Below are 19426 nucleotides of genomic sequence, written 5' to 3'. Positions count from 1 at the left end.
TCCAGTTATGCGGGTGGGTGGGCGAAGTTGCAAGTACCGCTCGGGATCTACACTTTACGGGTGACGGTTGCGCACTAAACCCGCAAAATGCAACGATTCCGGCAATTATCGACGACGGTGTCACAAGCATCGTCGCCAAAGCCATCGTTCCAATCAGACTGGGCCTGCTGACTCTATGCGAATGCGCCTTATGTTACTGGGCGGCGGAAATGCCCTTGGGCAGGCGCTGATTCGCCTCGGTGCGGAGGAAGACATCGGTTTCCTCGCCCCCCGCCCGCCCGAAGACGGCTGGGATGCCGCGAGCCTGACCCAATTGCTCGACGACACCCGTCCCGATGCATTGATCAACCTTGCCTACTATTTCGACTGGTTCCAGGCCGAGGTCGTCAGTGAAAGCCGTCTGGCCGGGCAGGAACGCGCCATCGAACGCCTGGCCGAACTGTGCCAGCACCACAACATCGTGCTGGTGCAGCCGTCCAGTTATCGGGTGTTCGACGGTTCCCGCGCCACTGCCTACAGCGAAAAGGACGAACCGGTGCCATTGGGCCTGCGCGGTCAGGCGTTGTGGCGGATCGAACAGAGCGTTCGCGCCACTTGCCCGCAACATGTGCTGCTGCGCTTTGGCTGGTTGCTCGACGACAGCCCGGAGGGGATCCTCGGGCGCTTCCTGGCCCGTGCCGAACAGCCGGAAGAACTGCTGCTGGCCGATGACCGCCGTGGCAATCCGACGCCGGTCGACGATGCGGCACGGGTGATCATTTCGGTGCTCAAACAACTCGATTGCGCCGCGCCGCTGTGGGGCACGTACCACTACGCCGGCCACGAGGCGACCACGCCGCTGGCACTGGGTCAGGCGATTCTCTCCGAAGCGCGCAGCCTGCACCCGTTGGCCATCGAAGCGCCGACCGCCCAGGCCCACGCCGCGCGGCCGGATGCCGCCGAAGAACCGCAACACGCGGTACTCGCCTGCAAGAAAATTCTGCACACCTTCGGGATCAAGCCGCGCGCCTGGCGTGCCGCACTCCCGGGCTTACTGGATAGGTTTTATCGTCATGGCTGAAGGCCCTGTTCTCATCACCGGCGGTGCCGGTTTCATCGGCTCGCACCTGACTGACGCGCTGCTTGCCAAGGGCCATTCGGTGCGGATCCTCGATGACCTGTCGACCGGCAAGCGCAGCAATCTGCCGCTGGATAATCCCAGGGTCGAACTGATCGTCGGCGATGTGGCCGATGCCGCATTGGTCGCACAGGCAATGCAGGGTTGCAGCGCGGTCGCACACCTCGCCGCCGTCGCTTCGGTGCAGGCATCGGTGGACGATCCGGTGAAAACCCACCAGAGCAATTTCATCGGCACGCTGAACGTCTGCGAAGCCATGCGCGAGGCCGGCGTCAAACGCGTGCTTTATGCTTCCAGCGCGGCCGTCTACGGCAACAATGGCGAAGGCGAGTCGATTGACGAAGACACGCCCAAGGCACCGTTGACGCCTTACGCGTCGGACAAACTGGCCGGCGAGCAGTACTTCGATTTCTACCGCCGCCAGCACGGTCTGGAGCCGGCGATCTTCCGTTTCTTCAACATCTTCGGCCCGCGCCAGGATCCGTCCTCGCCGTACTCCGGGGTGATCAGCATCTTCAGCGAACGCGCGCAGAAAGGCCTGCCGATCACCGTGTTCGGCGATGGCGAGCAGACCCGGGATTTCATGTACGTCGAAGACCTGGTCGATGTGCTGGTGCAGGCGATCGAGACGCCGCAAGTGGACGTCGGTGCGGTGAACGTCGGCTGGAATCAGGCGACCAACCTCAAGCAGATGCTGGCCGCGCTCGAAGCGGTGGTCGGCGAGTTGCCGCCCGTCAGCTATGGCCCGGCGCGCTCCGGTGACATCCGCCACTCGCGGGCGAACAACAGCCGGCTGCTGGAACGATTCAAGTGCCCGACGCCAACGCCGATGAGCGTCGGCCTGGCCCGTCTGCTCGGCCGCTGAGCTTCTTGCAGACATGAAAAAGGCGCCTTTTGACAGGCGCCTTTTTCACGGCCGGAATTCGGCTTTCAAACCGGTTTCCTGTAGCGAGGGAGCTTGCTCCCCGGTCGATGGCGTAACATCGCCGTCAGTTCTGAGCTGCCCGCCACCAAGCCTCATTCACCACCACGTGAACGTTCTTTAGAACTTGTAGCCTAGACCAACCATGTAGATGAAGGGATCAACGTCCACATTCACCCGTGCACGGGTGCCCGGGGCCACGGCGTTGTTCTCGACGGTGGCGCGGGTATCGATGTCGATGTAGCGCACCTGGGCGTTGAGCATGATGTTGTCAGTCAGCATGTAGTCGGCGCCGACCTGCCAGGCCAGGCCCCAGGAGTTTTTCGCCTTGAAGTTGCTGAAGCCGTTGGACTGGGCTTCGCTGCCGACGTGCTCGTCGTAGATCCAGGTGTAGTTGATGCCGCCGCCGATGTACGGCTGGAAGGCCGACTTCGCGTCCAGCGGGTAGTAGACGACGCTCAGGGTCGGCGGCAGGTGTTTGAGGGTGCCGAGTTTGCCGTTGGCGGCTGGCAGGGCAGTGCCCTTGAGCTTCACGTCATGTTCGAACGGCGAGGCGGCCAACAGCTCGATACCGATGTTGTTGGTCAGCATGTAGGCGAAGTTCAGGCCCAGTTGGGTGTCGCTGCTCATGGTCGCCTTGCCGCCCAGGTTGGTGCCGCTCAGCGGACCCTGATCGACCTTGACGCTGGAGCTGTCGGCCTTCGGGTTGACGGTGATCGCACCGGCACGAACGATGATGTCGCCGGCTTCGTGGGCGTGGGCGAGCGGGGCTGCGAGCGCGAGGGCAAACAGCGAGGCGCTGAGCAAGGACTTGTTCATGGAAGCTCCCAAAGGACGTTAAAAATGTTTGATGTCCTATGGTACGAATCCGTCTGATACGGTCTTTTGACTCAGCTCAATGAAACAGTGATACCCCGGGTTTTTGTGGAACTTTCATGGCCCCATCGCTGACAAGCAATAAAGAACCAGCAGATTTACTCCGGCAGTTCGTACACATAAATCTTGTCAGCTTCCATCTGATACCCGGCATCGGCCAGTTCGCTGGTGGACTGCTTGACCTGCAACGGCCCTTCCACCCAGTACGGCTGATACAGCTCGTCGAGCTTCACGCCGAGTTCGCTTTTCACGTGCACGATCTGGTTCGACGGCGGGGGCGGCACGTGGATGCAGGCGCCGAAATACGGCACCAGCAGGAAATCCGTGGTGCGACCTTCTTCGCTCACTTCCAGCGGCACGATGTAGCCCGGCAGGCGGATGTTCTGGCCATCGAGGCTTTGCACCACGGGGGCGTTGGGCATGTCCTGTTTGGCCGCTGGCGCGGACTCCGCCGACAGCGCGTCGCCCATCTTCGACAGGTCGTGCAGCGGCGTCATGTTCGGCACTTCGGGCGCGGCGTCCGGCGGGATCATTTCCGACCAGGTCAGGTCTTTTGGCGCCGCCGCCCACACGGGCAGGGCGACCAGCAACAACAGCGCAAGCACGGCGCGGGGCATGGTGAACATCCTCATAAACGGATCGACAGGCCGTCGGCCAGAGATTGGCGATACGCGCGCCAGGCCGGCACGCTGCCCATCAGCAGCGCGGCCGCCAGAATGCCACCGAGCAGCGTCCATTCATACTCGCTTGGCCAGGCCAGCGGCAGATACAGACCGTAATTGGCCTGCACATAACCCTGTGCCGCAGCGATGCCGATATACAGCAACGCCAGCCCGGCGATCACCCCGGTCAGCGCCAGAGCGAACGCTTCCAGCACCAGCAGGCTCGCGATGTGCCACGGCCGCGCGCCCACTGAACGCAGGATCGCCATCTCGCGGCGGCGTTCGTTGAGGCTGGTGAGAATTGCCGTGAGCATGCCGATCAACCCGGTCAGCACCACAAACAGCGAGACCACGAACAGCGCTTTTTCAGCGGTGCTCATCAGGCTCCACAACTCCTGCAAGGCCACGCCCGGCAGGATCGCAAGCATCGGTTCGCCACGGAATTCGTTGATCTCCCGTTGCAGGGCGAAGGTCGAAATCTTGCTGTTGAGGCCGAGCATGAACGCGGTGATCGCTTGCGGCGTCAGGTCCATGTTGCGTGCCTGATCGGCGCTGATTCGCCCGTTGCCACGGGCCGGCACGCCGTTGTGCCAGTCAATGTGGATCGCCTCCATGCCGCCGAGGCTGATGTGCAGCGTGCGGTCCACCGGGGTGCCGGTGCGCTTGAGAATGCCGACCACGGTGAACGGCTTGTCATCATGCTTGACCAGACTGATCGCCGCCACGCCGTGGGCCAGCACCAGTTTGTCGCCGAGCTTGTAATGCAGCGCTTCGGCCACTTCGGCACCGAGCACCACTTCGAACGGATCGGTGGCGAAGGCGCGGCCATCCGCCAGTTGCAGATGTTGCTGACGCCCGTACTGGTAATGCTCGAAATACGCTTCGGTGGTGCCCATCACCCGGTAGCCGCGATGGGAATCGCCGAGGGACATCGGAATCGCCCACTTCACCTTCGGGTTGCTGGCGAAGTGTTCGAAGCTGTCCCAGCGGATGTTGTTGGTGGCGTTGCCGATGCGGAACACCGAATACAGCAACAGGTTCACCGAACCGGAACGGGCGCCGACGATCAGGTCAGTGCCGCTGATGGTGCTGGCGAAACTGGCCTTGGCTTCAGTGCGCACCCGTTCCACGGCCAGCAGCAGGCAGACGGAAAGGGCAATGGCGAAAGCAGTGAGCAGGGCGGTGAAACGCCGGTTGGCGAGGCTGGCCATGGCCAGACGGAACAGATACATCTCAGACCTCGGCAGACGTGGCGGCGCGATTGAGTTCGGCCAGGGACAGGTGACGGTCGAACAGCGGCGCGAGGCTCTGGTCGTGGCTGACGAACAACAGGCTCGAGCCAGCTTCGCGGCATTCGGCGAACAGCAGACGAATGAAGTTTTCCCGGGCGTCGTAATCCAGTGCCGAGGTCGGTTCGTCGGCGATCACCAGTTCCGGTTGCCCGATCAAGGCGCGGGCAGCGGCGACCCGTTGCTGCTGACCGATCGACAGCGAATCGGCGCGGCGACTAAGGAGGCTTTCGTCCTTCAAACCCAGGTGGGCGAGCAGGGTGGCAGCAGCCTGATCGACGCTGCCGTGGCGTTGCTTGGCACGCTCGGCACGCAGCTTCGAAAAGTGGCACGGCAGCTCGACGTTCTCGCGCACCGAGAGAAAGGGCAACAGGTTGAACTGCTGGAAAATGTAGCCGGTGTGGTCGACCCGAAAGCGATCACGGGCGCCGGCACCCAGTTCGGTCAGCTCCTGGCCGAGCAGGCGAATGCTGCCGCGACCGGGTTTCTGCACCCCGCCGAGCAGGCCGAGCAGGGTGGTCTTGCCGCTGCCGCTGGGTCCCTTGAGGAACAGGGTTTCGCCGGCCTCCAGACGAAACGCCGGGATGTCCAGCAGCGGCGGGTGACCGGGCCAGTTGAAGCTCAGGTCGGACAGTTCGATGAGTGCTTGGGTCATGGCGCCGTTTCGTGTCAGAACTTCAGGGCGGCGGCCTTGGCCGTCACTTCCGTGCCTTGCTGGCCGCTCGGGCCGATCAGTTGTACCTGAATTTTCTGGGTGGCCGGGAAGGTATTGAACAGGTTCGCCAGATCCAGGGTTTTCAACGCGCCCGGCGCCGCGCAGCTGAACTGGTAGTGGGCGTGGATTTCGCTGTGGTCGTGATGATGCTCGTGACCGTCCTTGCCGGCCTCCTCTTCGTCGTGGTCGTCGGCATCCGGCTTGTCGCCGAACAGCGGGCTTTCCAGCTCCTGATGGGTGACTTTGCAACCGGCGGCGGCCGGCAGACTGAACAGAGCCTGCGGTTTTTCCAGTTGCGCGCGGGCGGCGGCGACCTTGGCCTTGTCGGCATCGCTGGTGGCGACGTGTTCAAAACCCACAAGGTTCATCGCCGGGCTTTCCAGCTCCAGCTCCAGGGTCTGGCCGTCGAGCGCGGCGTTCAGGCGTCCAACGCCATGTTCGTGGGCAGCGAGGCTGCCGTGCTCATGGTCGTGATCATGCTCATCGGCAGCCTGGGCGATGGCCAGCGGCAACAGGGCAAACGGCAAAGCGAGCAGCAGACGACGCATGATGGTCTCCGGGAAGTAAAGTGAAGAGTTTGTTATGTAATCTTATAACGAAAGTGCGCAGAGTTTGCCCGCCCGCTTGGCGTTACACAAGTGCCATGGGAGCATGCAGGTCAGAAATGTGCGGGAGAAAGCTTATGTTGCGGATACGCGGAACCGTCGGCGACTTGCCGGTGGATTTGACCCTGGAACTGGATGAAAGCGACTGGGCGCGGCTCGGTGCGCAGTTTGGTGTACAGGTGCAAACGGCCCAGCCGCAGACAGCAGCGGCGGCGCCGGTGGCGAAACCGGTGAATCAGGATGACGCGTTGTGGCAGGTCGCCAGGGATCTGTTGCGCAAGGCCGGGCAACTCAGCGGGCCGGAGCTGCTGGGACAGCTCGAAGGGCTGACCGGCAGCGCAGCGGCGGGCAAGCGCTTGCTGGTGCGTCTGCGTCATTCGGCAGATGTGAAGGTGGCGAGCGGCGGGGATACGCCGCTCTACAGCTGGATCGAGTAAGGAGGTTAGTACAGCGCCGCAAACACCTTGCGCCGGTAAGCGGTCACCAGCGGGTGATCGTTGCCCAGCAGTTCGAACACTTGCAGCAAGGTCTTGTGCGGCAGGCCTTCGCCGTAGCTGCGGTTGCGGATGAACAGCTTGAGCAATGCGTCCAGCGCCGCTTCGTATTGCTGACGGGCCAGTTGCTGGATCGCCAGTTGATACACCGCTTCATCGTCCTGCGGGTTTTGCGCCAGACGGCTCTTCAGGTCGGCGGGGTCCGGCAGGTCACGGGCCAGGCCGAGGAACTTGATCTGCGCCTTGGCACCGGCGAGTGCAGCCTTGTGTTCGTCGCTCTTGACCGCGTCGAGCACGGTTTGCGCTTCGCCCAGCTCACCGCGTTCGGTCAGGCAACGAGCGTAAAGAATCAGCGCCTTGGCGTTGGTATTGTCCTCGCCCAACAGCACGACCAGCTTTGCTTCCGCGTCGGCGTAACGGCCCTCGTCAAACAGTGCCTGAGCCTGTTCGAACGGATCGGCGGCGGACGGCGCCGGCATCTGCACATGGGGTTCGAGCAGGGCGCGCACGGCGGATTCCGGTTGCGCGCCGGCAAAGCCGTCCACCGGTTGACCGTCCTTGAACAGCACCACAGTCGGCAGGCTGCGGATGCCGAAACGGGCGACGATGTCCTGCTCGATATCGCAATTGACTTTGGCCAGCAGTAACTCGCCCTGATAGCTCTCGGCGATCCCTTGCAGCATCGGCATCAGCGCCTTGCACGGCGCGCACCATTCGGCCCAGAAATCCACCAGCACCGGTTTTTGAAAGGAAGCCTCGATCACCGACTGGTCGAAGTCGGCCGTCGTGGCGTCGAAGATGTACGGCGTTTGCTGACTCATGGGGTATCTCGTAAAAGCGTGAATGGGGCAACTATACGGTCAGGCGCGGGCCGCGTGGTAGAGGCTGACATGGCGAAACTCTTCCGGTTCGGCCAGATCCGGCAGGGTCATGGCTTCCAGCATTTCGATGCGCCGGTACAACGGATGACGGAAATCCCGAACCCGCGAATCCGCCACCAGCGCTTCGCGGCCACGGCTCAGGAAGGCGTCGAGCAGCGGCAGGTTTTCCCGGTCGTAGAGAACGTCGGCCACCAGGATCAGATCGTAGCGATCGGCCTCGGCGAAGAAATCCGTGGAATAACTCATTTGCACATCATTGAGTTCGGCATTCGCCCGACAGGCGGCAATCGCCAGCGGGTCGAGGTCGCAGGCCACCACCTCCAGCGCTCCGGCTTTCACCGCTGCGATGCCGGCGATTCCGGAACCGGCGCCGAAATCCAGCACCCGTTTGCCCCGCACCCACTCGGGAAACTCTGCCAGATAGCGCGCCACCGCCAGACCGCTGGCCCAGCAGAAACTCCAGTAGGGCGGTTCATGCAGGATGCGTTGGGTTTCTTCCTGGCTGAATTCGCGGGCCATGTTGTCGCCATCGATCAGCCACAGCTGCAAATCGGTGTCCGGCAACGTACAGGCTTTCAGTCGAGCGTCGCCGAGCAACTCGCCCAGCGACTGTTGCAGGTCTGACGGGGCATTCATGGGGCTTTGACAAATTGCAGCTGGCCCAACGCCTGGGTGGTTGGCTGAGTGATGGTCTGCGACGGCAGGTGCAGGATCAACTGGCCGGACTGGCTGGCGCGGCCGCGCAATTCAACCCGCGCGCCAACCGGGAAGGATTCGGGGTTGAAGCGCAGGTGAAACGGCAGAATCTGGTTGTTGCCGATCAGGCTGGAACTGGCGAGCAATTGTTGCGGGCGATCCTTTTCGTCGATCACCAGCAGCGCCAGTTCGACTTCGGCGCCGGCCGGCACGCCTTGCAGGGTGCCGCTCAGTTCGCGCTGATAGGCCGGCAGCGGGCCGAGGTCGGCGGCTTCCCGGGCTTTTTTCTGCGCCTGTTGCGGCGCCGGGCCCGGCGTAGGCGGCTGAGGCTTGGGCGCGTCGCTGCCACAGGCCACCAGCAGGCTGAAAACACTGAGCAAAACGAGCGGTCGTAGGGACATTGGTGGCTCCAGCAAAATGAAATCCATGGATCAATCGATCATGGCAGTCTGTATACCGCAAAGCCTATGGCTTGTCTTGCCACCGGGATGCGCTACCATGGCCCTCCCTTTTTTTGTTGCCAGCCACCATGCACTGTCCCTTCTGCGGTGCCAACGACACCAAGGTCATCGACTCGCGTCTGGTCGCCGAGGGCGAACAGGTGCGCCGCCGGCGTGAATGCCTGGCCTGCGGCGAACGTTTCACGACGTTCGAGACGGCCGAACTGGTGTTACCGCGCCTGATCAAAACCGACGGCAGCCGCCAACCGTTCGACGAAGAAAAACTCCGCGCCGGCATGCAACGCGCCCTGGAGAAACGTCCGGTGAGCGTCGAGCGCCTCGAATCCTCGCTGGTCCATATCAAGCACAAGCTGCGCGCCACCGGCGAGCGCGAGGTCAAATCCCTCGTGGTCGGCGAACTGGTGATGGCCGAGCTGCAAAAGCTCGATGAAGTCGCCTACATCCGTTTCGCTTCCGTGTACCGCCGCTTCCAGGACCTCAACGAATTCCGCGAAGAGATCGACCGCCTCGCCCGCGAACCGGTGAAAGAATGACCGCCGCCGAGCAGGCCATCCTCGACGCTCACTTCATGGCCCGGGCCCTGGAGCTGGCGCGCAAGGGGCATTACACGACTCACCCCAATCCACGGGTCGGCTGCGTGATCGTGCGCGACGGGCAGATTGTCGGCGAAGGCTGGCATGAGCGCGCCGGCGAACCCCACGCCGAAGTCCACGCCCTGCGCGCCGCCGGTGAACGGGCCCGTGGCGCCACGGCTTACGTGACCCTCGAACCTTGCAGCCACCACGGCCGTACGCCGCCGTGCGCCGATGCGCTGGTGAATGCCGGTGTTGGCCGGGTGGTTGCGGCGATGCGTGATCCGAATCCTCAAGTCGCCGGACGCGGCCTGCAGCGCTTGACCGATGCCGGCATCGCCACCGAAAGCGGCGTGCTGGAAGCTGAGGCGCGCAAGCTCAATCAAGGTTTTCTGAAGCGCATGGAACACGGCTTGCCGTTCGTGCGGGTCAAGTTGGCCATGAGCCTCGATGGCCGTACAGCGATGGAAAGCGGTGAGAGCCAATGGATCACCGGCCCTGCCGCGCGTTCGGCGGTGCAGCGTCTGCGCGCCCAAGCCAGCGTGGTGCTGACCGGCGCCGACACGGTGCTGGCCGATGGTGCACGCCTGACCGTTCGCGGTGACGAGCTGGGGCTGGATACCGAACAAACCGCGCTGGCCCTGAGCCGTCCGCCGCTGCGGGTGTTGATCGATGGTCGTCTGCGAGTGCCGCTGGATGCGCCTTTCTTCAAGGCCGGCCCGGCACTGGTCGCCACGTGTGTGGCCATCGAAGAGCAGTACGCCCACGGCCCGGAATGCCTGATCGTGCCGGGCGATGACGGTCAGGTCGATCTGCACCAGTTGCTGATCGAACTGGCCAACCGTGGCGTCAACGAAGTGCTGGTCGAGGCCGGCCCGCGACTGGCCGGCGCGTTTGCCCAGCTCGGACTGGTCGACGAGTTCGTGATCTTCATCGCCGGCAAGTTCCTCGGCTCCACGGCGCGTCCGCTTCTGGACTGGCCGCTGGCCTGTATGAAGGATGCGCCGGAGCTGAAAATCACTGAAATTCGCGCGGTTGGCGATGACTGGCGAGTCACTGCCGTCCCTGTCCCATCGGCGAGCGTATAATTCCCGGCCATCGCGTTAGCGCTGGCTTCGTTCTCAAGGAGAACCCCATGTTTACCGGCATCATCGAATCCATCGGCAGTATCCGCGCACTGACCCCAAAGGGCGGTGATGTGCGGGTGCATGTCGAAACCGGCAAGCTCGACCTGAGCGACGTCAAACTTGGCGACAGCATCGCGGTCAACGGCGTGTGCCTGACCGCGGTTGAACTGCCGGGCAACGGCTTCGCCGCCGACGTCAGTCGCGAAACCCTCGACTGCACCGCCATGAATGACCTGAAGAGCGGCAGCCCGGTCAACCTGGAAAAAGCCCTGACCCCGACCACCCGTCTCGGTGGCCATCTGGTCAGCGGTCACGTCGACGGTGTCGGCGAAGTGGTTTCGCGCAGCGACAATGCCCGCGCAGTGGAATTTCGCATCCGCGCGCCGAAGGAGCTGGCCAAGTACATCGCCCATAAAGGCTCTATCACCGTCGACGGCACCAGCCTGACCGTGAACGCGGTCGATGGCGCCGAATTCCTGCTGACGATCATCCCGCACACCCTGAGCGAAACCATCATGGCGTCCTACAAGCCAGGTCGCCGGGTGAACCTGGAAGTCGACCTGCTGGCGCGTTATCTGGAGCGTCTGCTGTTGGGCGACAAGGCTTCAGAGCCAACGTCCGGCGGCATCACTGAAAGCTTCCTGGCCGCCAACGGCTACCTCAAATCCTGACTGAAGGGGGTGCCTTGTGGCGCTCAATAGCATCGAAGAACTGGTTGAAGACATCCGCCAAGGCAAGATGGTCATTCTCATGGATGACGAAGACCGCGAGAACGAAGGCGACCTGATCATGGCCGCCGAATGCTGCAAGGCCGAGCACATCAACTTCATGGCCAAATACGCCCGTGGCCTGATCTGCATGCCGATGAGCCGCGAGCGCTGCGAAACCCTGAAGCTGCCGCTGATGGCTCCGCGCAACGGTTCCGGTTTCGGCACCAAGTTCACCGTCTCGATCGAAGCGGCCGAAGGCGTGACCACCGGCATTTCCGCCGCTGACCGTGCGCGCACCGTGCAAGCGGCCGCCGCGAAAGACGCCAAGGCCGAAGACATCGTCAGCCCGGGCCACATTTTTCCGCTGATGGCCCAGGCCGGTGGCACCCTGGCGCGCGCTGGCCACACCGAAGCCGCCTGCGACCTGGCGCGCATGGCCGGTTTCGAGCCGAGCGGCGTGATCTGCGAAGTGATGAACGATGACGGCACCATGTCCCGTCGCGCCGAGCTGGAAGCCTTCGCCGCTGAACACAACATCAAGATCGGTACCATCGCCGACCTGATTCACTACCGGATGATCCACGAACGTACCGTTCAGCGGATTGCCGAGCAGCCGCTGGACAGCGAACTGGGCCAATTCAACCTGGTGACCTATCGTGACTCCGTGGAAGGCGACGTGCACATGGCACTCACCCTGGGCACCGTTTGCGCCGAAGAACCGACCCTGGTTCGCGTGCACAACATGGACCCGCTGCGCGACCTGTTGATGGTCAAGCAACCGGGCCGCTGGAGCCTGCGCGCCGCCATGGCTGCGGTTGCCGAGGCCGGCAGCGGTGTGGTGCTGTTGCTCGGTCATCCACTGGATGGCGACGTGTTGCTGGCGCACATCCGCGAAACCGGCGATCAGGCCGCACCGAAAAAACCGACCACCTACAGCATCGTCGGTGCCGGTTCGCAGATCCTGCGTGACCTCGGTGTGCGCAAAATGCGCTTGATGTCGGCACCGATGAAGTTCAATGCGATATCCGGTTTCGATCTGGAAGTTGTAGAATACGTGCCCTCCGAATAATGACCGGTTGTTTCCGGCCCTGTATTCGCGGCAAATAAATCACTGAGGGACGCGAAACAGACGCGTCCCGGCTCTTTAAGAGATCTGACGAATGACCCTGAAGACCATCGAAGGTACCTTCATCGCCCCTAAAGGCCGCTACGCTTTGGTAGTGGGCCGCTTCAACAGCTTCGTGGTTGAAAGCCTGGTCAGCGGTGCAGTTGATGCCCTGGTTCGCCACGGCGTGAGCGAAAGCGACATCACCATCATCCGCGCACCTGGCGCCTTCGAAATCCCGCTGGTTGCGCAGAAAGTCGCCCAGAAAGGCGAGTTCGCAGCAATCATCGCCCTGGGCGCGGTCATTCGTGGCGGTACTCCGCACTTCGAATACGTGGCTGGCGAGTGCACCAAGGGCCTGGCCCAGGTGTCCATGGAGTTTGGCGTACCGGTCGCTTTCGGCGTCCTGACCGTTGATTCCATCGAGCAAGCCATCGAACGTTCCGGCACCAAGGCAGGCAACAAAGGTGCTGAAGCTGCCCTGTCCGCTCTGGAAATGGTCAGCCTGCTGGCGCAGTTGGAGGCCAAGTGATTAGCGACGAAAGCGATCGTTTCAACCCGCGCGATCCGAAACCTGCGGATGCCGGCAAGCCATCGAAGAGCGCCAAGCGCCGCGAAGCCCGTCAGCTCGCGACCCAGGCCCTGTATCAGTGGCACATGGCTCGGCAGTCGTTGAACGAGATCGAAGCGCAGTTCCGGGTCGATAACGATTTCACCGATGTCGACGGGGCTTACTTCCGCGAAATCCTCCACGGGGTTCCGCAGTTCAAGACTGAAATCGACACCGCGCTCACGCCTTGCCTGGACCTGGCGATCGAAGAGCTGGACCCGGTTGAACTGGCGGTTCTGCGCCTGTCCACCTGGGAACTGCTCAAGCGCGTCGACGTGCCGTACCGCGTTGTGATCAACGAAGGTATCGAGCTGGCCAAGGTGTTCGGTTCGACCGACGGCCACAAGTTCGTCAACGGCGTGCTCGACAAGCTGGCTCCGCGCCTGCGTGAAGCTGAAGTGAAGGCGTTCAAGCGCTGATCGGCGCTTGAATACTTTTTCTCAGCCATGGGCGAGTTTGAGCTGATCCGCAATTTCTTCGCCGCCGCGCCTTGTGCGCAGGGCGGCGAAGGCGTTGCACTGGGGATCGGTGACGACTGCGCCTTGCTGGCGGTTCCTTCCGGGGAACAGCTGGCGGTTTCCACCGATACGCTGGTGGCCGGTGTGCATTTCGCCGACCCCTGCGATCCGTTTCTGCTCGGTCAGCGCTCGCTGGCCGTGGCGGTCAGCGACCTCGCTGCCATGGGCGCCACGCCCGTCGCCTTTACCCTTGCCCTGACCTTGCCGACGGTGACTGCCGATTGGTTGCAAGCCTATGCCCGCGGTTTGAACCGCATGGCGCAGGGCTGCGGCGTGGCACTGGTGGGCGGCGACACGACGCGCGGGCCGTTGAGCCTGACCGTCACCGTGTTCGGCCGTGTCCCGGCTGGCAAAGCGCTGACCCGCAGCGGCGCGCAGCCGGGCGATCTGCTGTGTGTCGGCGGTGAGCTGGGCAATGCCGCCGGGGCCTTGCCGCTGGTGCTGGGTCAGCGAGACGCCGAACCACACATCGCCCAGCCGCTGCTTGATCATTACTGGTCGCCGCAACCGCAACTCGCTCTCGGTCAGGCCCTGCGTGGCAAGGCCACTTCGGCGCTGGACATCTCCGATGGGCTGCTCGCCGATTGCGGTCACATCGCATTGGCCTCGAAGGTCCGCCTCGAAGTCGAGCGCGAGCGCGTTCCGTTGTCGGAGGCGCTGGTGGCGTTTCTCGGTCAGCGCGGCGCCGAACGTGCGGCGTTGAGCGGTGGCGATGACTACGTGCTGGCCTTCACCCTGCCGGCCGTCGAGTTGCCGGCGCTGCTCGCCGATGGCTGGCCGATCCATGTGATCGGTCGTGTGACGCAGGGCCAGGGCGTGGTGCTGCTGGATCGCGACGGGCACGACATCACCCCGCAAATCCGGGGTTATCAACATTTTCAGGAGTCACCGTGACAGATCACCCGAAACAGGTTCCGGCCGAATTCGTTCCGCCGTCGGTCTGGCGCAATCCCTGGCATTTCCTCGCGTTCGGTTTCGGCTCGGGCACCTTGCCCAAGGCGCCGGGCACTTGGGGCTCGTTAGTTGCGCTACCCTTTATTCCGTTGTGGCAAATGCTGCCGGACTGGGGTTACTGGCTGATGCTCGGGATCACCATGCTGTTCGGCTTCTGGCTGTGCGGCAAAGTGGCGGACGATCTGCGGGTGCACGACCACGAAGGCATCGTCTGGGACGAAATGGTCGGGATGTGGATCACCCTGTGGCTGGTGCCGGAAGGCTGGTACTGGTTGCTGGCCGGGTTCCTGGTGTTCCGCTTCTTCGACATTCTCAAGCCGTGGCCGATCCGCTGGATCGACCGGCATGTTCACGGCGGCGTCGGCATCATGCTCGACGACGTGCTGGCCGGCGTGTTCGCGTGGCTGGCGATGCAGGGACTGGTGTGGGTTTTCGCCTGATTTCCAGGCGTGGATGAGGGACGCAGGGATGACTCGACGCTGGTTGGCGATAGTGGTTTTGACCTTGCTTGGCACCGTGGCCCAGGCACAGGACGCACCGCCGTCGGTCATTCACCTGGCCAGCGAAGACTGGGAAGACTACACCGCCGCCGATGGTCATGGCCTGGGCTGGGACGTGTTGCGCAAAGTGTTCGAGCCGGCCGGTGTGACCCTGGATATTCGCACCGTGCCCTACACGCGCTCGGTCGGGCTGGTGCAGTTGAAGGAAGCCGACGCACTGGTCGGCTCCTATCGCGGCGAAGCCGAGCAGGTGCTGTACCCGAAATGGAATTTCGATTCCGACCACATCTACGCGCTCGGCCTGGCCAGCAATCCGCCGCCAACCCAGGCAACGCTGGGCAAGTACCGACTGGCCTGGGTGCGCGGCTATCGCTACGAAACCTATCTGCCGAACGTCAAACGCTTCAACCAGATCGAGCGCCGCACCGGGATCCTGTCGATGCTCAAGCAGGGGCGGGCGGATTACTACATCGATGCGCTGACGGAAATCGAAGCGGTGCTGCGAAACGCCGCCGATCCTTCGCCATACCGTTATTCGCATCTGGCCGAGTTGCCGCTGTACCTCGGCTTCGCCGACACCCCGCAAGGCCGGGCGCTGATGTCGATCTACGACCAGCGCATGGAGCAACTGGTGAAAAGCGGCGAGTTGAAGCCGATCTTCGAGCGCTGGAAGCAGCCGTATCCGTTCGAGTAAAGGCGATAGCGACGAGCCTGTCATCAAACTTTTTGATAGTTATCCCCGATAATTCAGCCTAAGCGCCTCTGGGAACCTGCTGTTACAATGCCGCCCAGCGAATCTCGGACTTTTCAGATCAGGAGCACACCGGTGCCTGTCGTTTTTGTCGCCGCTTCCAAGCTGCCAACGCCTTTTGCGCAATTCACCATGCACGGTTTTCTCGACGAAGCCACCGGCCGCGAGCACGTCGTGCTGAGCCTGGGCGAGATTGCCGACGGTGCCCCGGTACTCGGCCGTCTGCACTCCGAATGCCTGACCGGCGATGCCTTGTTCAGCCAGCGTTGCGACTGCGGTTCGCAACTCGAAGGCGCCCTCAAGGCCATCGCTCGCGAAGGCCGTGGCGTGTTGCTGTACCTGCGTCAGGAAGGGCGCGGCATCGGTCTTTTGAACAAGATCCGTGCCTACGAATTGCAGGACGGCGGCGCCGACACCGTTGAAGCCAACGAGCGTCTGGGCTTTGCCGCCGACCAGCGTGACTACGCCATGTGCCTGCCGATGCTTGAGCATCTGGGCGTCAAATCCCTGCGTCTGATGACCAACAACCCGCGCAAGGTCAAAGCCTTGACCGACATGGGCATCGTCGTCGCCGAGCGCGTGCCGCTGCACACCGGCCACAATCCGCACAACAAACTCTATCTGGCGACCAAGGCCAGCAAGCTCGACCACATGATGGGCAACGAGCATCAGGGCGAGGTAGACCGGGCGTGACCCGCGGGCAAGTGCGGCGCCGTCTGTCGATCGCCTGGTGGAAATACCTGGCACTGGCGCTGTTGCCGCTGTTCGTGATCAACGGAGTGTTCGGCCAGGGCGATGCGATCCTGCCGGTCTTGGCGATGCCTTTGTTTATCGCTGGCGTGGCGTCGATGTTTGTCAGCCTGAAGTTTTTCGGGCGCTACAAACATGCGCTGATCGCCACGCAAAAAGCCCTCGATACCCCTGAAGAACCCGCTGCCTGGATCGCCCTGGCGGCCTGCCTTCGCAGTGCATTCGTGGTCGCGGCGCTGCCGGCATGGATCGGCGCGCTGGCGGTGTTCGTCGGCCTTGAAGCGGTGCCGCTGATGTTGCTGGCGCTGTCCACGGCGGTGCTGTTCTACCTCTACCGTATCCCGCGTCAACTCGCCTGATGCGGCGTCTCTGGCTGGCGGTTCTGCTGCTGGCCGTCAGCGGTGAAACGCTGGCCGCCCTGCGGGTGGTCAGCCTCGCGCCATCCCTGTCTGAAATCGTGGTTGAACTGGATTCGGCCGATCTGCTGGTCGGCGTGCTGGATGCCGGTGAGCGTCCTTCCGCGATCAAGGACGTGCCTTCGGTGGGCCGTTACGGCCAGCTCGACATGGAACGGCTGCTCAGCCTCAAACCTGACTTGTTGCTGCTATGGCCCGGCAGTGTTGGCCCGGCCCAGCGCGATCAGCTCAAGCGTCTGAACATTCCGACTTTCGTTGCCGAGCCTCACAGTCTCGAACAGCTGACTGCGCAGATTGAGGGCATCGCGATACAGCTCGGTCGTCCTGAGCGTGGGATCGCGCGGGCCAGCGAGTTGCGGCAAAAACTCGATAAGCTGCGCCAGCGCTACCGCCGCGAAGTACCGCTGCGGGTGTTCTACCAGGTCTGGGACAAGCCGCTGTACACCGTCGGTGGCGGGCAGATCATCAGCGATGCGCTTGAAGTGTGTGGCGCACGCAATGTGTTCGCCGACCTGAGCCTGCCAGCGCCACAGGTGAGCATCGAAGCGGTTTTACAGCGTGATCCCGAAGTGATTCTGGCTGGCGATCAGCCGCAACTGGATGCGTGGAACGCCTGGCCACAGGTGACAGCGGTCAAGCACGGGCAGTTGCTGCTGGTCACCGACAAAGGCCTTGAGCGTCCGAGCGGGCAGATGATCGAGGCGACCGCCAAGCTCTGCCAGCTGATCGCGCCAGATCGTTAGAACTGCGGCGTCCAGGTCACGCCGAACATGAACGCCCGACCTTCCTCGCGATAGCCAAACTGACTGCCGTCATGGCTGTACAGCGCCCGGCTGTAACTCTTGTCCAGCAGGTTGTCGACCTTGAAATCCAGTTTGATCTCGCGGTTCAGCGCCCAGCTGCTGCGCAATCCGAGTAGTGCATAACCGCCCAATGGTTGCTGATTGTTCAGGTCGTCATAACTGCTGCTGACGGCCTGCCAACTGGCGCCGAGGCCAAGGCGATCGAACTGTCGGTCCAGATCCCAGCTCAGGGTGCGACGGGCACGACGTGCCAGGGTGTGGCCGGTGTCGCGGTCGCGGGGATCGATGATCGCCACGCCGAGGTTGCTCTGCCAGCCGAACAGCTCCTGTTTCAGCGCTGCTTCGAAGCCGTTGATCCGCGCCGAGGCGACGTTTTCCGGGCGTGAGTTGCTGCCGAAGATGATCGCGTCTTCCAGATCGGTCCGATACAACGAGGCTTCGAGGCGAGTGCTGTCGCTCAACTGGCTGCGCCATTGCAGCTCGTAGCTTTTCGAGGTTTCCGGTTTCAGGTCGGGGTTGCTGAAGTCCGGGTAATACAGATCGTTGAAGGTCGGCGCGCGGAAGCCTTCGCTGTAGCTGAGCAGCAGATCGTTGTCCGGGTTGACCGGCAATGTCAGCGTGCCGCTCCAGCTGTTCTGGCCGCCGAACTGCTGGTTGTCATCGCGACGCAGGCCCAGTTCGGTGGAGAAGCTGTCTGCCTGGAAGCGATGCTGGACGAAGGCTGCGCGGTTCCAGCGACTATCTTCGTCGAACGCGGTGCTGCTGTTGACCCGGTCTTCGTACCAGTCGCCGCCTAGGATCAGGCTGTTGCGCGCATCGAGGGTCAGGTCGTTCTGCCAGGTCACCGAGTCGCGGTAGGTGTTGAACACCGAGCGTTCGTCGCTGAGCTTGTCGAAGGACTTCTCGCGGTTTTCGCTGTGGCCGAGTTCCAGGCGCGACTTCCAGCGCTCGTTGATCCGCGCGTCGATGTAGCTGCTGAAACTGCTGACGGTGAAATCGCTGTACGGTTGCTGCTGCACAGAGTCGAAGGTCACCGGGTCGAAGCGCCCGAACGGGTTGTCGAACTCGCTTTTGCCACGGTTATCCAGCAGGTTGGCGCCGACTTCGATGTCATCGGTCAGCGCATGGCTGAGGCTCAGGCTGATGGATTTGTTGCGGTAGGCGTCATGATCGCTGTCGCTGGGATACGACTCGTGGGTGCGGTCGAGGCCGGCGGTTTCATCGAGGCTGGCGCCGAGGTTGAAACGGGTTTTCTCGTCACCTCCGGAGAGGCCGGCACTGCGTTCCCAGGTCTGGTTGCTGCCGAATCCCACATGCATCCGGGGCTGCAAGCCTTGTTCGCCGCCGCGCCGGGTGAAGATCTGGATCACCCCGCCAATCGCATCGCTACCGTAAATCACCGAGCGCGAACCGCGCAGCACTTCCACGCGCTCGATCTGCTCGATGTTCAGGTGTTGCAGGTTGCTGTCACCGGAGGTGGAGTTGCCGATGCGCTGGCCGTCGACCAGCACCAGGCTCTGCGCCGATTGCGTGCCGCGAATGTAAATTCCCGGCAGGCTGCCGCGTCCGCCGGTTTGCGCCACTTGCACGCCCGGCACCCGCTGCAGCAGGTCGGTGACGCTACGAGGTTGCAGGCGTTCGATTTCTTCACGGGTGAACACGGTGTTGGCGGCGCTGCTGTCGTTGCGCGCTTCGACCTGGCGGTTGGCGCTGATCAGCACGTCCGGCAGCTTCAGGGCCTGATCGCGTTCGAAGGTGTCGGCGAGGGTGTTGGCGGATGGCAGCAGCAGGAGGGGCAGGGCGAGACGCGAGAGGTTCATCGGAGTCCGTTGGTACTTGAGGTGTTCACAAATCAAATGTGGGAGCGAGCCTGCTCGCGATTGCGGTGTGTC

At 62.9% G+C, this 19426-nt stretch carries 24 protein-coding genes; 15 read left to right on the top strand and 9 right to left on the bottom strand.

Annotated elements, in window-relative coordinates; genetic code table 11:
* Positions 1-175: 175 nt before the first annotated feature.
* Both CAF80_RS25315 and CAF80_RS25310 read left to right on the top strand, forming a co-directional pair.
* Complete coding sequence (locus CAF80_RS25315; protein ID WP_074691645.1) at positions 176-1060, top strand: sugar nucleotide-binding protein; 885 nt, start codon at positions 176-178, stop codon at positions 1058-1060.
* A complete protein-coding gene (locus CAF80_RS25310) occupies positions 1053-1982 on the top strand; it encodes an NAD-dependent epimerase/dehydratase family protein (RefSeq protein ID WP_074691642.1) in 930 nt (309 codons plus the stop codon). Before CAF80_RS25315 ends, CAF80_RS25310 begins: the two co-directional genes overlap by 8 nt.
* A 177-nt stretch (positions 1983-2159) precedes the next feature.
* Here the strand turns inward: CAF80_RS25310 and CAF80_RS25305 are convergent, their stop codons facing one another.
* The 5 genes from CAF80_RS25305 to CAF80_RS25285 all read right to left on the bottom strand — a co-directional run bounded on the left by CAF80_RS25305 (position 2160) and on the right by CAF80_RS25285 (position 6129).
* A complete protein-coding gene (locus CAF80_RS25305; protein ID WP_039771940.1) occupies positions 2160-2858 on the bottom strand; it encodes an OmpW family protein in 699 nt (232 codons plus the stop codon).
* A 155-nt stretch (positions 2859-3013) separates the two neighbouring features.
* Positions 3014-3532: a DUF3299 domain-containing protein gene (locus tag CAF80_RS25300; RefSeq protein ID WP_039772003.1), complete on the bottom strand. Its 519-nt coding sequence runs from the start codon at positions 3530-3532 to the stop codon at positions 3014-3016.
* A gap of 11 nt (positions 3533-3543) precedes the next feature.
* On the bottom strand, positions 3544-4809 hold the full coding sequence (locus CAF80_RS25295) for an ABC transporter permease (RefSeq protein WP_039771938.1): 1266 nt from the start codon (positions 4807-4809) through the stop codon (positions 3544-3546).
* A gap of 1 nt (position 4810) precedes the next feature.
* Positions 4811-5521, bottom strand: a complete 711-nt coding sequence (locus CAF80_RS25290) for an ABC transporter ATP-binding protein (RefSeq protein WP_085668100.1) — start codon at positions 5519-5521, stop codon at positions 4811-4813.
* A 14-nt stretch (positions 5522-5535) separates the two neighbouring features.
* Entirely contained in the window at positions 5536-6129 is a 594-nt protein-coding gene (locus CAF80_RS25285) for a DUF2796 domain-containing protein (RefSeq protein ID WP_039771934.1), read from the bottom strand.
* Positions 6130-6263: 134 nt separating this feature from the next.
* Between CAF80_RS25285 and CAF80_RS25280 the strand changes: the two genes are divergently transcribed.
* A complete protein-coding gene (locus tag CAF80_RS25280; RefSeq protein WP_085668099.1) occupies positions 6264-6623 on the top strand; it encodes a hypothetical protein in 360 nt (119 codons plus the stop codon).
* 5 nt (positions 6624-6628) lie between these two features.
* On the opposite strand, the gene trxA is transcribed toward CAF80_RS25280, so the two are convergent.
* From trxA to CAF80_RS25265, 3 genes are read right to left on the bottom strand one after another with little or no spacing between them, the layout of a single operon-like run.
* Positions 6629-7501 (bottom strand): thioredoxin, encoded by an 873-nt coding sequence (trxA, locus tag CAF80_RS25275; protein ID WP_039771930.1) that lies wholly within the window; start codon positions 7499-7501, stop codon positions 6629-6631.
* Positions 7502-7540: 39 nt separating this feature from the next.
* On the bottom strand, positions 7541-8197 hold the full coding sequence (locus CAF80_RS25270) for a methyltransferase (RefSeq protein WP_085668098.1): 657 nt from the start codon (positions 8195-8197) through the stop codon (positions 7541-7543).
* Positions 8194-8658, bottom strand: coding sequence for a YbaY family lipoprotein (locus CAF80_RS25265; RefSeq protein WP_011336139.1), 465 nt, complete (start codon positions 8656-8658; stop codon positions 8194-8196). The genes CAF80_RS25270 and CAF80_RS25265 overlap by 4 nt, the downstream gene beginning before the upstream one ends.
* Before the next feature lie 128 nt (positions 8659-8786).
* On the opposite strand from CAF80_RS25265, the gene nrdR reads away from it, so the two are divergent.
* The 12 genes from nrdR (at position 8787) to CAF80_RS25205 (ending at position 17474) form a co-directional block, all read left to right on the top strand.
* The gene (gene nrdR / locus CAF80_RS25260; protein ID WP_003228656.1) at positions 8787-9251 is read left to right on the top strand and encodes a transcriptional regulator NrdR; all 465 of its coding nucleotides are present in this window, start codon (positions 8787-8789) and stop codon (positions 9249-9251) included.
* Entirely contained in the window at positions 9248-10378 is a 1131-nt protein-coding gene (gene ribD / locus CAF80_RS25255; RefSeq protein WP_085668097.1) for a bifunctional diaminohydroxyphosphoribosylaminopyrimidine deaminase/5-amino-6-(5-phosphoribosylamino)uracil reductase RibD, read from the top strand. The genes nrdR and ribD overlap by 4 nt, the downstream gene beginning before the upstream one ends.
* Before the next feature lie 47 nt (positions 10379-10425).
* The gene (locus CAF80_RS25250; RefSeq protein WP_039771924.1) at positions 10426-11088 is read left to right on the top strand and encodes a riboflavin synthase; all 663 of its coding nucleotides are present in this window, start codon (positions 10426-10428) and stop codon (positions 11086-11088) included.
* A 16-nt stretch (positions 11089-11104) separates the two neighbouring features.
* Positions 11105-12196: a bifunctional 3,4-dihydroxy-2-butanone-4-phosphate synthase/GTP cyclohydrolase II gene (gene ribBA, locus CAF80_RS25245; RefSeq protein ID WP_039771922.1), complete on the top strand. Its 1092-nt coding sequence runs from the start codon at positions 11105-11107 to the stop codon at positions 12194-12196.
* A 91-nt stretch (positions 12197-12287) separates the two neighbouring features.
* Positions 12288-12764, top strand: coding sequence for a 6,7-dimethyl-8-ribityllumazine synthase (ribE, locus tag CAF80_RS25240; protein ID WP_003228649.1), 477 nt, complete (start codon positions 12288-12290; stop codon positions 12762-12764).
* The gene (nusB, locus tag CAF80_RS25235; protein WP_024014489.1) at positions 12761-13261 is read left to right on the top strand and encodes a transcription antitermination factor NusB; all 501 of its coding nucleotides are present in this window, start codon (positions 12761-12763) and stop codon (positions 13259-13261) included. The genes ribE and nusB overlap by 4 nt, the downstream gene beginning before the upstream one ends.
* A 27-nt stretch (positions 13262-13288) precedes the next feature.
* Positions 13289-14254: a thiamine-phosphate kinase gene (gene thiL / locus CAF80_RS25230; protein ID WP_039771919.1), complete on the top strand. Its 966-nt coding sequence runs from the start codon at positions 13289-13291 to the stop codon at positions 14252-14254.
* The gene (locus CAF80_RS25225; RefSeq protein ID WP_011336134.1) at positions 14251-14754 is read left to right on the top strand and encodes a phosphatidylglycerophosphatase A; all 504 of its coding nucleotides are present in this window, start codon (positions 14251-14253) and stop codon (positions 14752-14754) included. The genes thiL and CAF80_RS25225 overlap by 4 nt, the downstream gene beginning before the upstream one ends.
* Positions 14755-14782: 28 nt before the next feature.
* Positions 14783-15508, top strand: a complete 726-nt coding sequence (locus tag CAF80_RS25220) for an ABC transporter substrate-binding protein (protein WP_085668096.1) — start codon at positions 14783-14785, stop codon at positions 15506-15508.
* 132 nt (positions 15509-15640) lie between these two features.
* Positions 15641-16258 carry a GTP cyclohydrolase II gene (ribA, locus tag CAF80_RS25215; RefSeq protein ID WP_007955551.1) on the top strand — a complete coding sequence of 206 codons (618 nt, stop codon included), beginning with the start codon at positions 15641-15643 and terminating at the stop codon, positions 16256-16258.
* Positions 16255-16674, top strand: a complete 420-nt coding sequence (locus CAF80_RS25210) for an MFS transporter (protein WP_085668095.1) — start codon at positions 16255-16257, stop codon at positions 16672-16674. The genes ribA and CAF80_RS25210 overlap by 4 nt, the downstream gene beginning before the upstream one ends.
* Positions 16674-17474 carry a cobalamin-binding protein gene (locus CAF80_RS25205; protein WP_074691627.1) on the top strand — a complete coding sequence of 267 codons (801 nt, stop codon included), beginning with the start codon at positions 16674-16676 and terminating at the stop codon, positions 17472-17474. Before CAF80_RS25210 ends, CAF80_RS25205 begins: the two co-directional genes overlap by 1 nt.
* Here CAF80_RS25205 and CAF80_RS25200 read toward each other — a convergent pair.
* On the bottom strand, positions 17471-19354 hold the full coding sequence (locus tag CAF80_RS25200) for a TonB-dependent receptor domain-containing protein (RefSeq protein WP_085668094.1): 1884 nt from the start codon (positions 19352-19354) through the stop codon (positions 17471-17473). The two genes, CAF80_RS25205 and CAF80_RS25200, sit on opposite strands and share 4 nt — an antisense overlap.
* Positions 19355-19426 lie beyond the last annotated feature (72 nt).

The sequence above is a fragment of the Pseudomonas sp. B34(2017) genome, from assembly GCF_002112915.1.
Classification (GTDB): domain Bacteria; phylum Pseudomonadota; class Gammaproteobacteria; order Pseudomonadales; family Pseudomonadaceae; genus Aquipseudomonas; species Aquipseudomonas pharyngis.
Note: the sequence above shows the minus strand (reverse complement) of the source record. Positions and strands in the feature narration are given on the sequence as shown.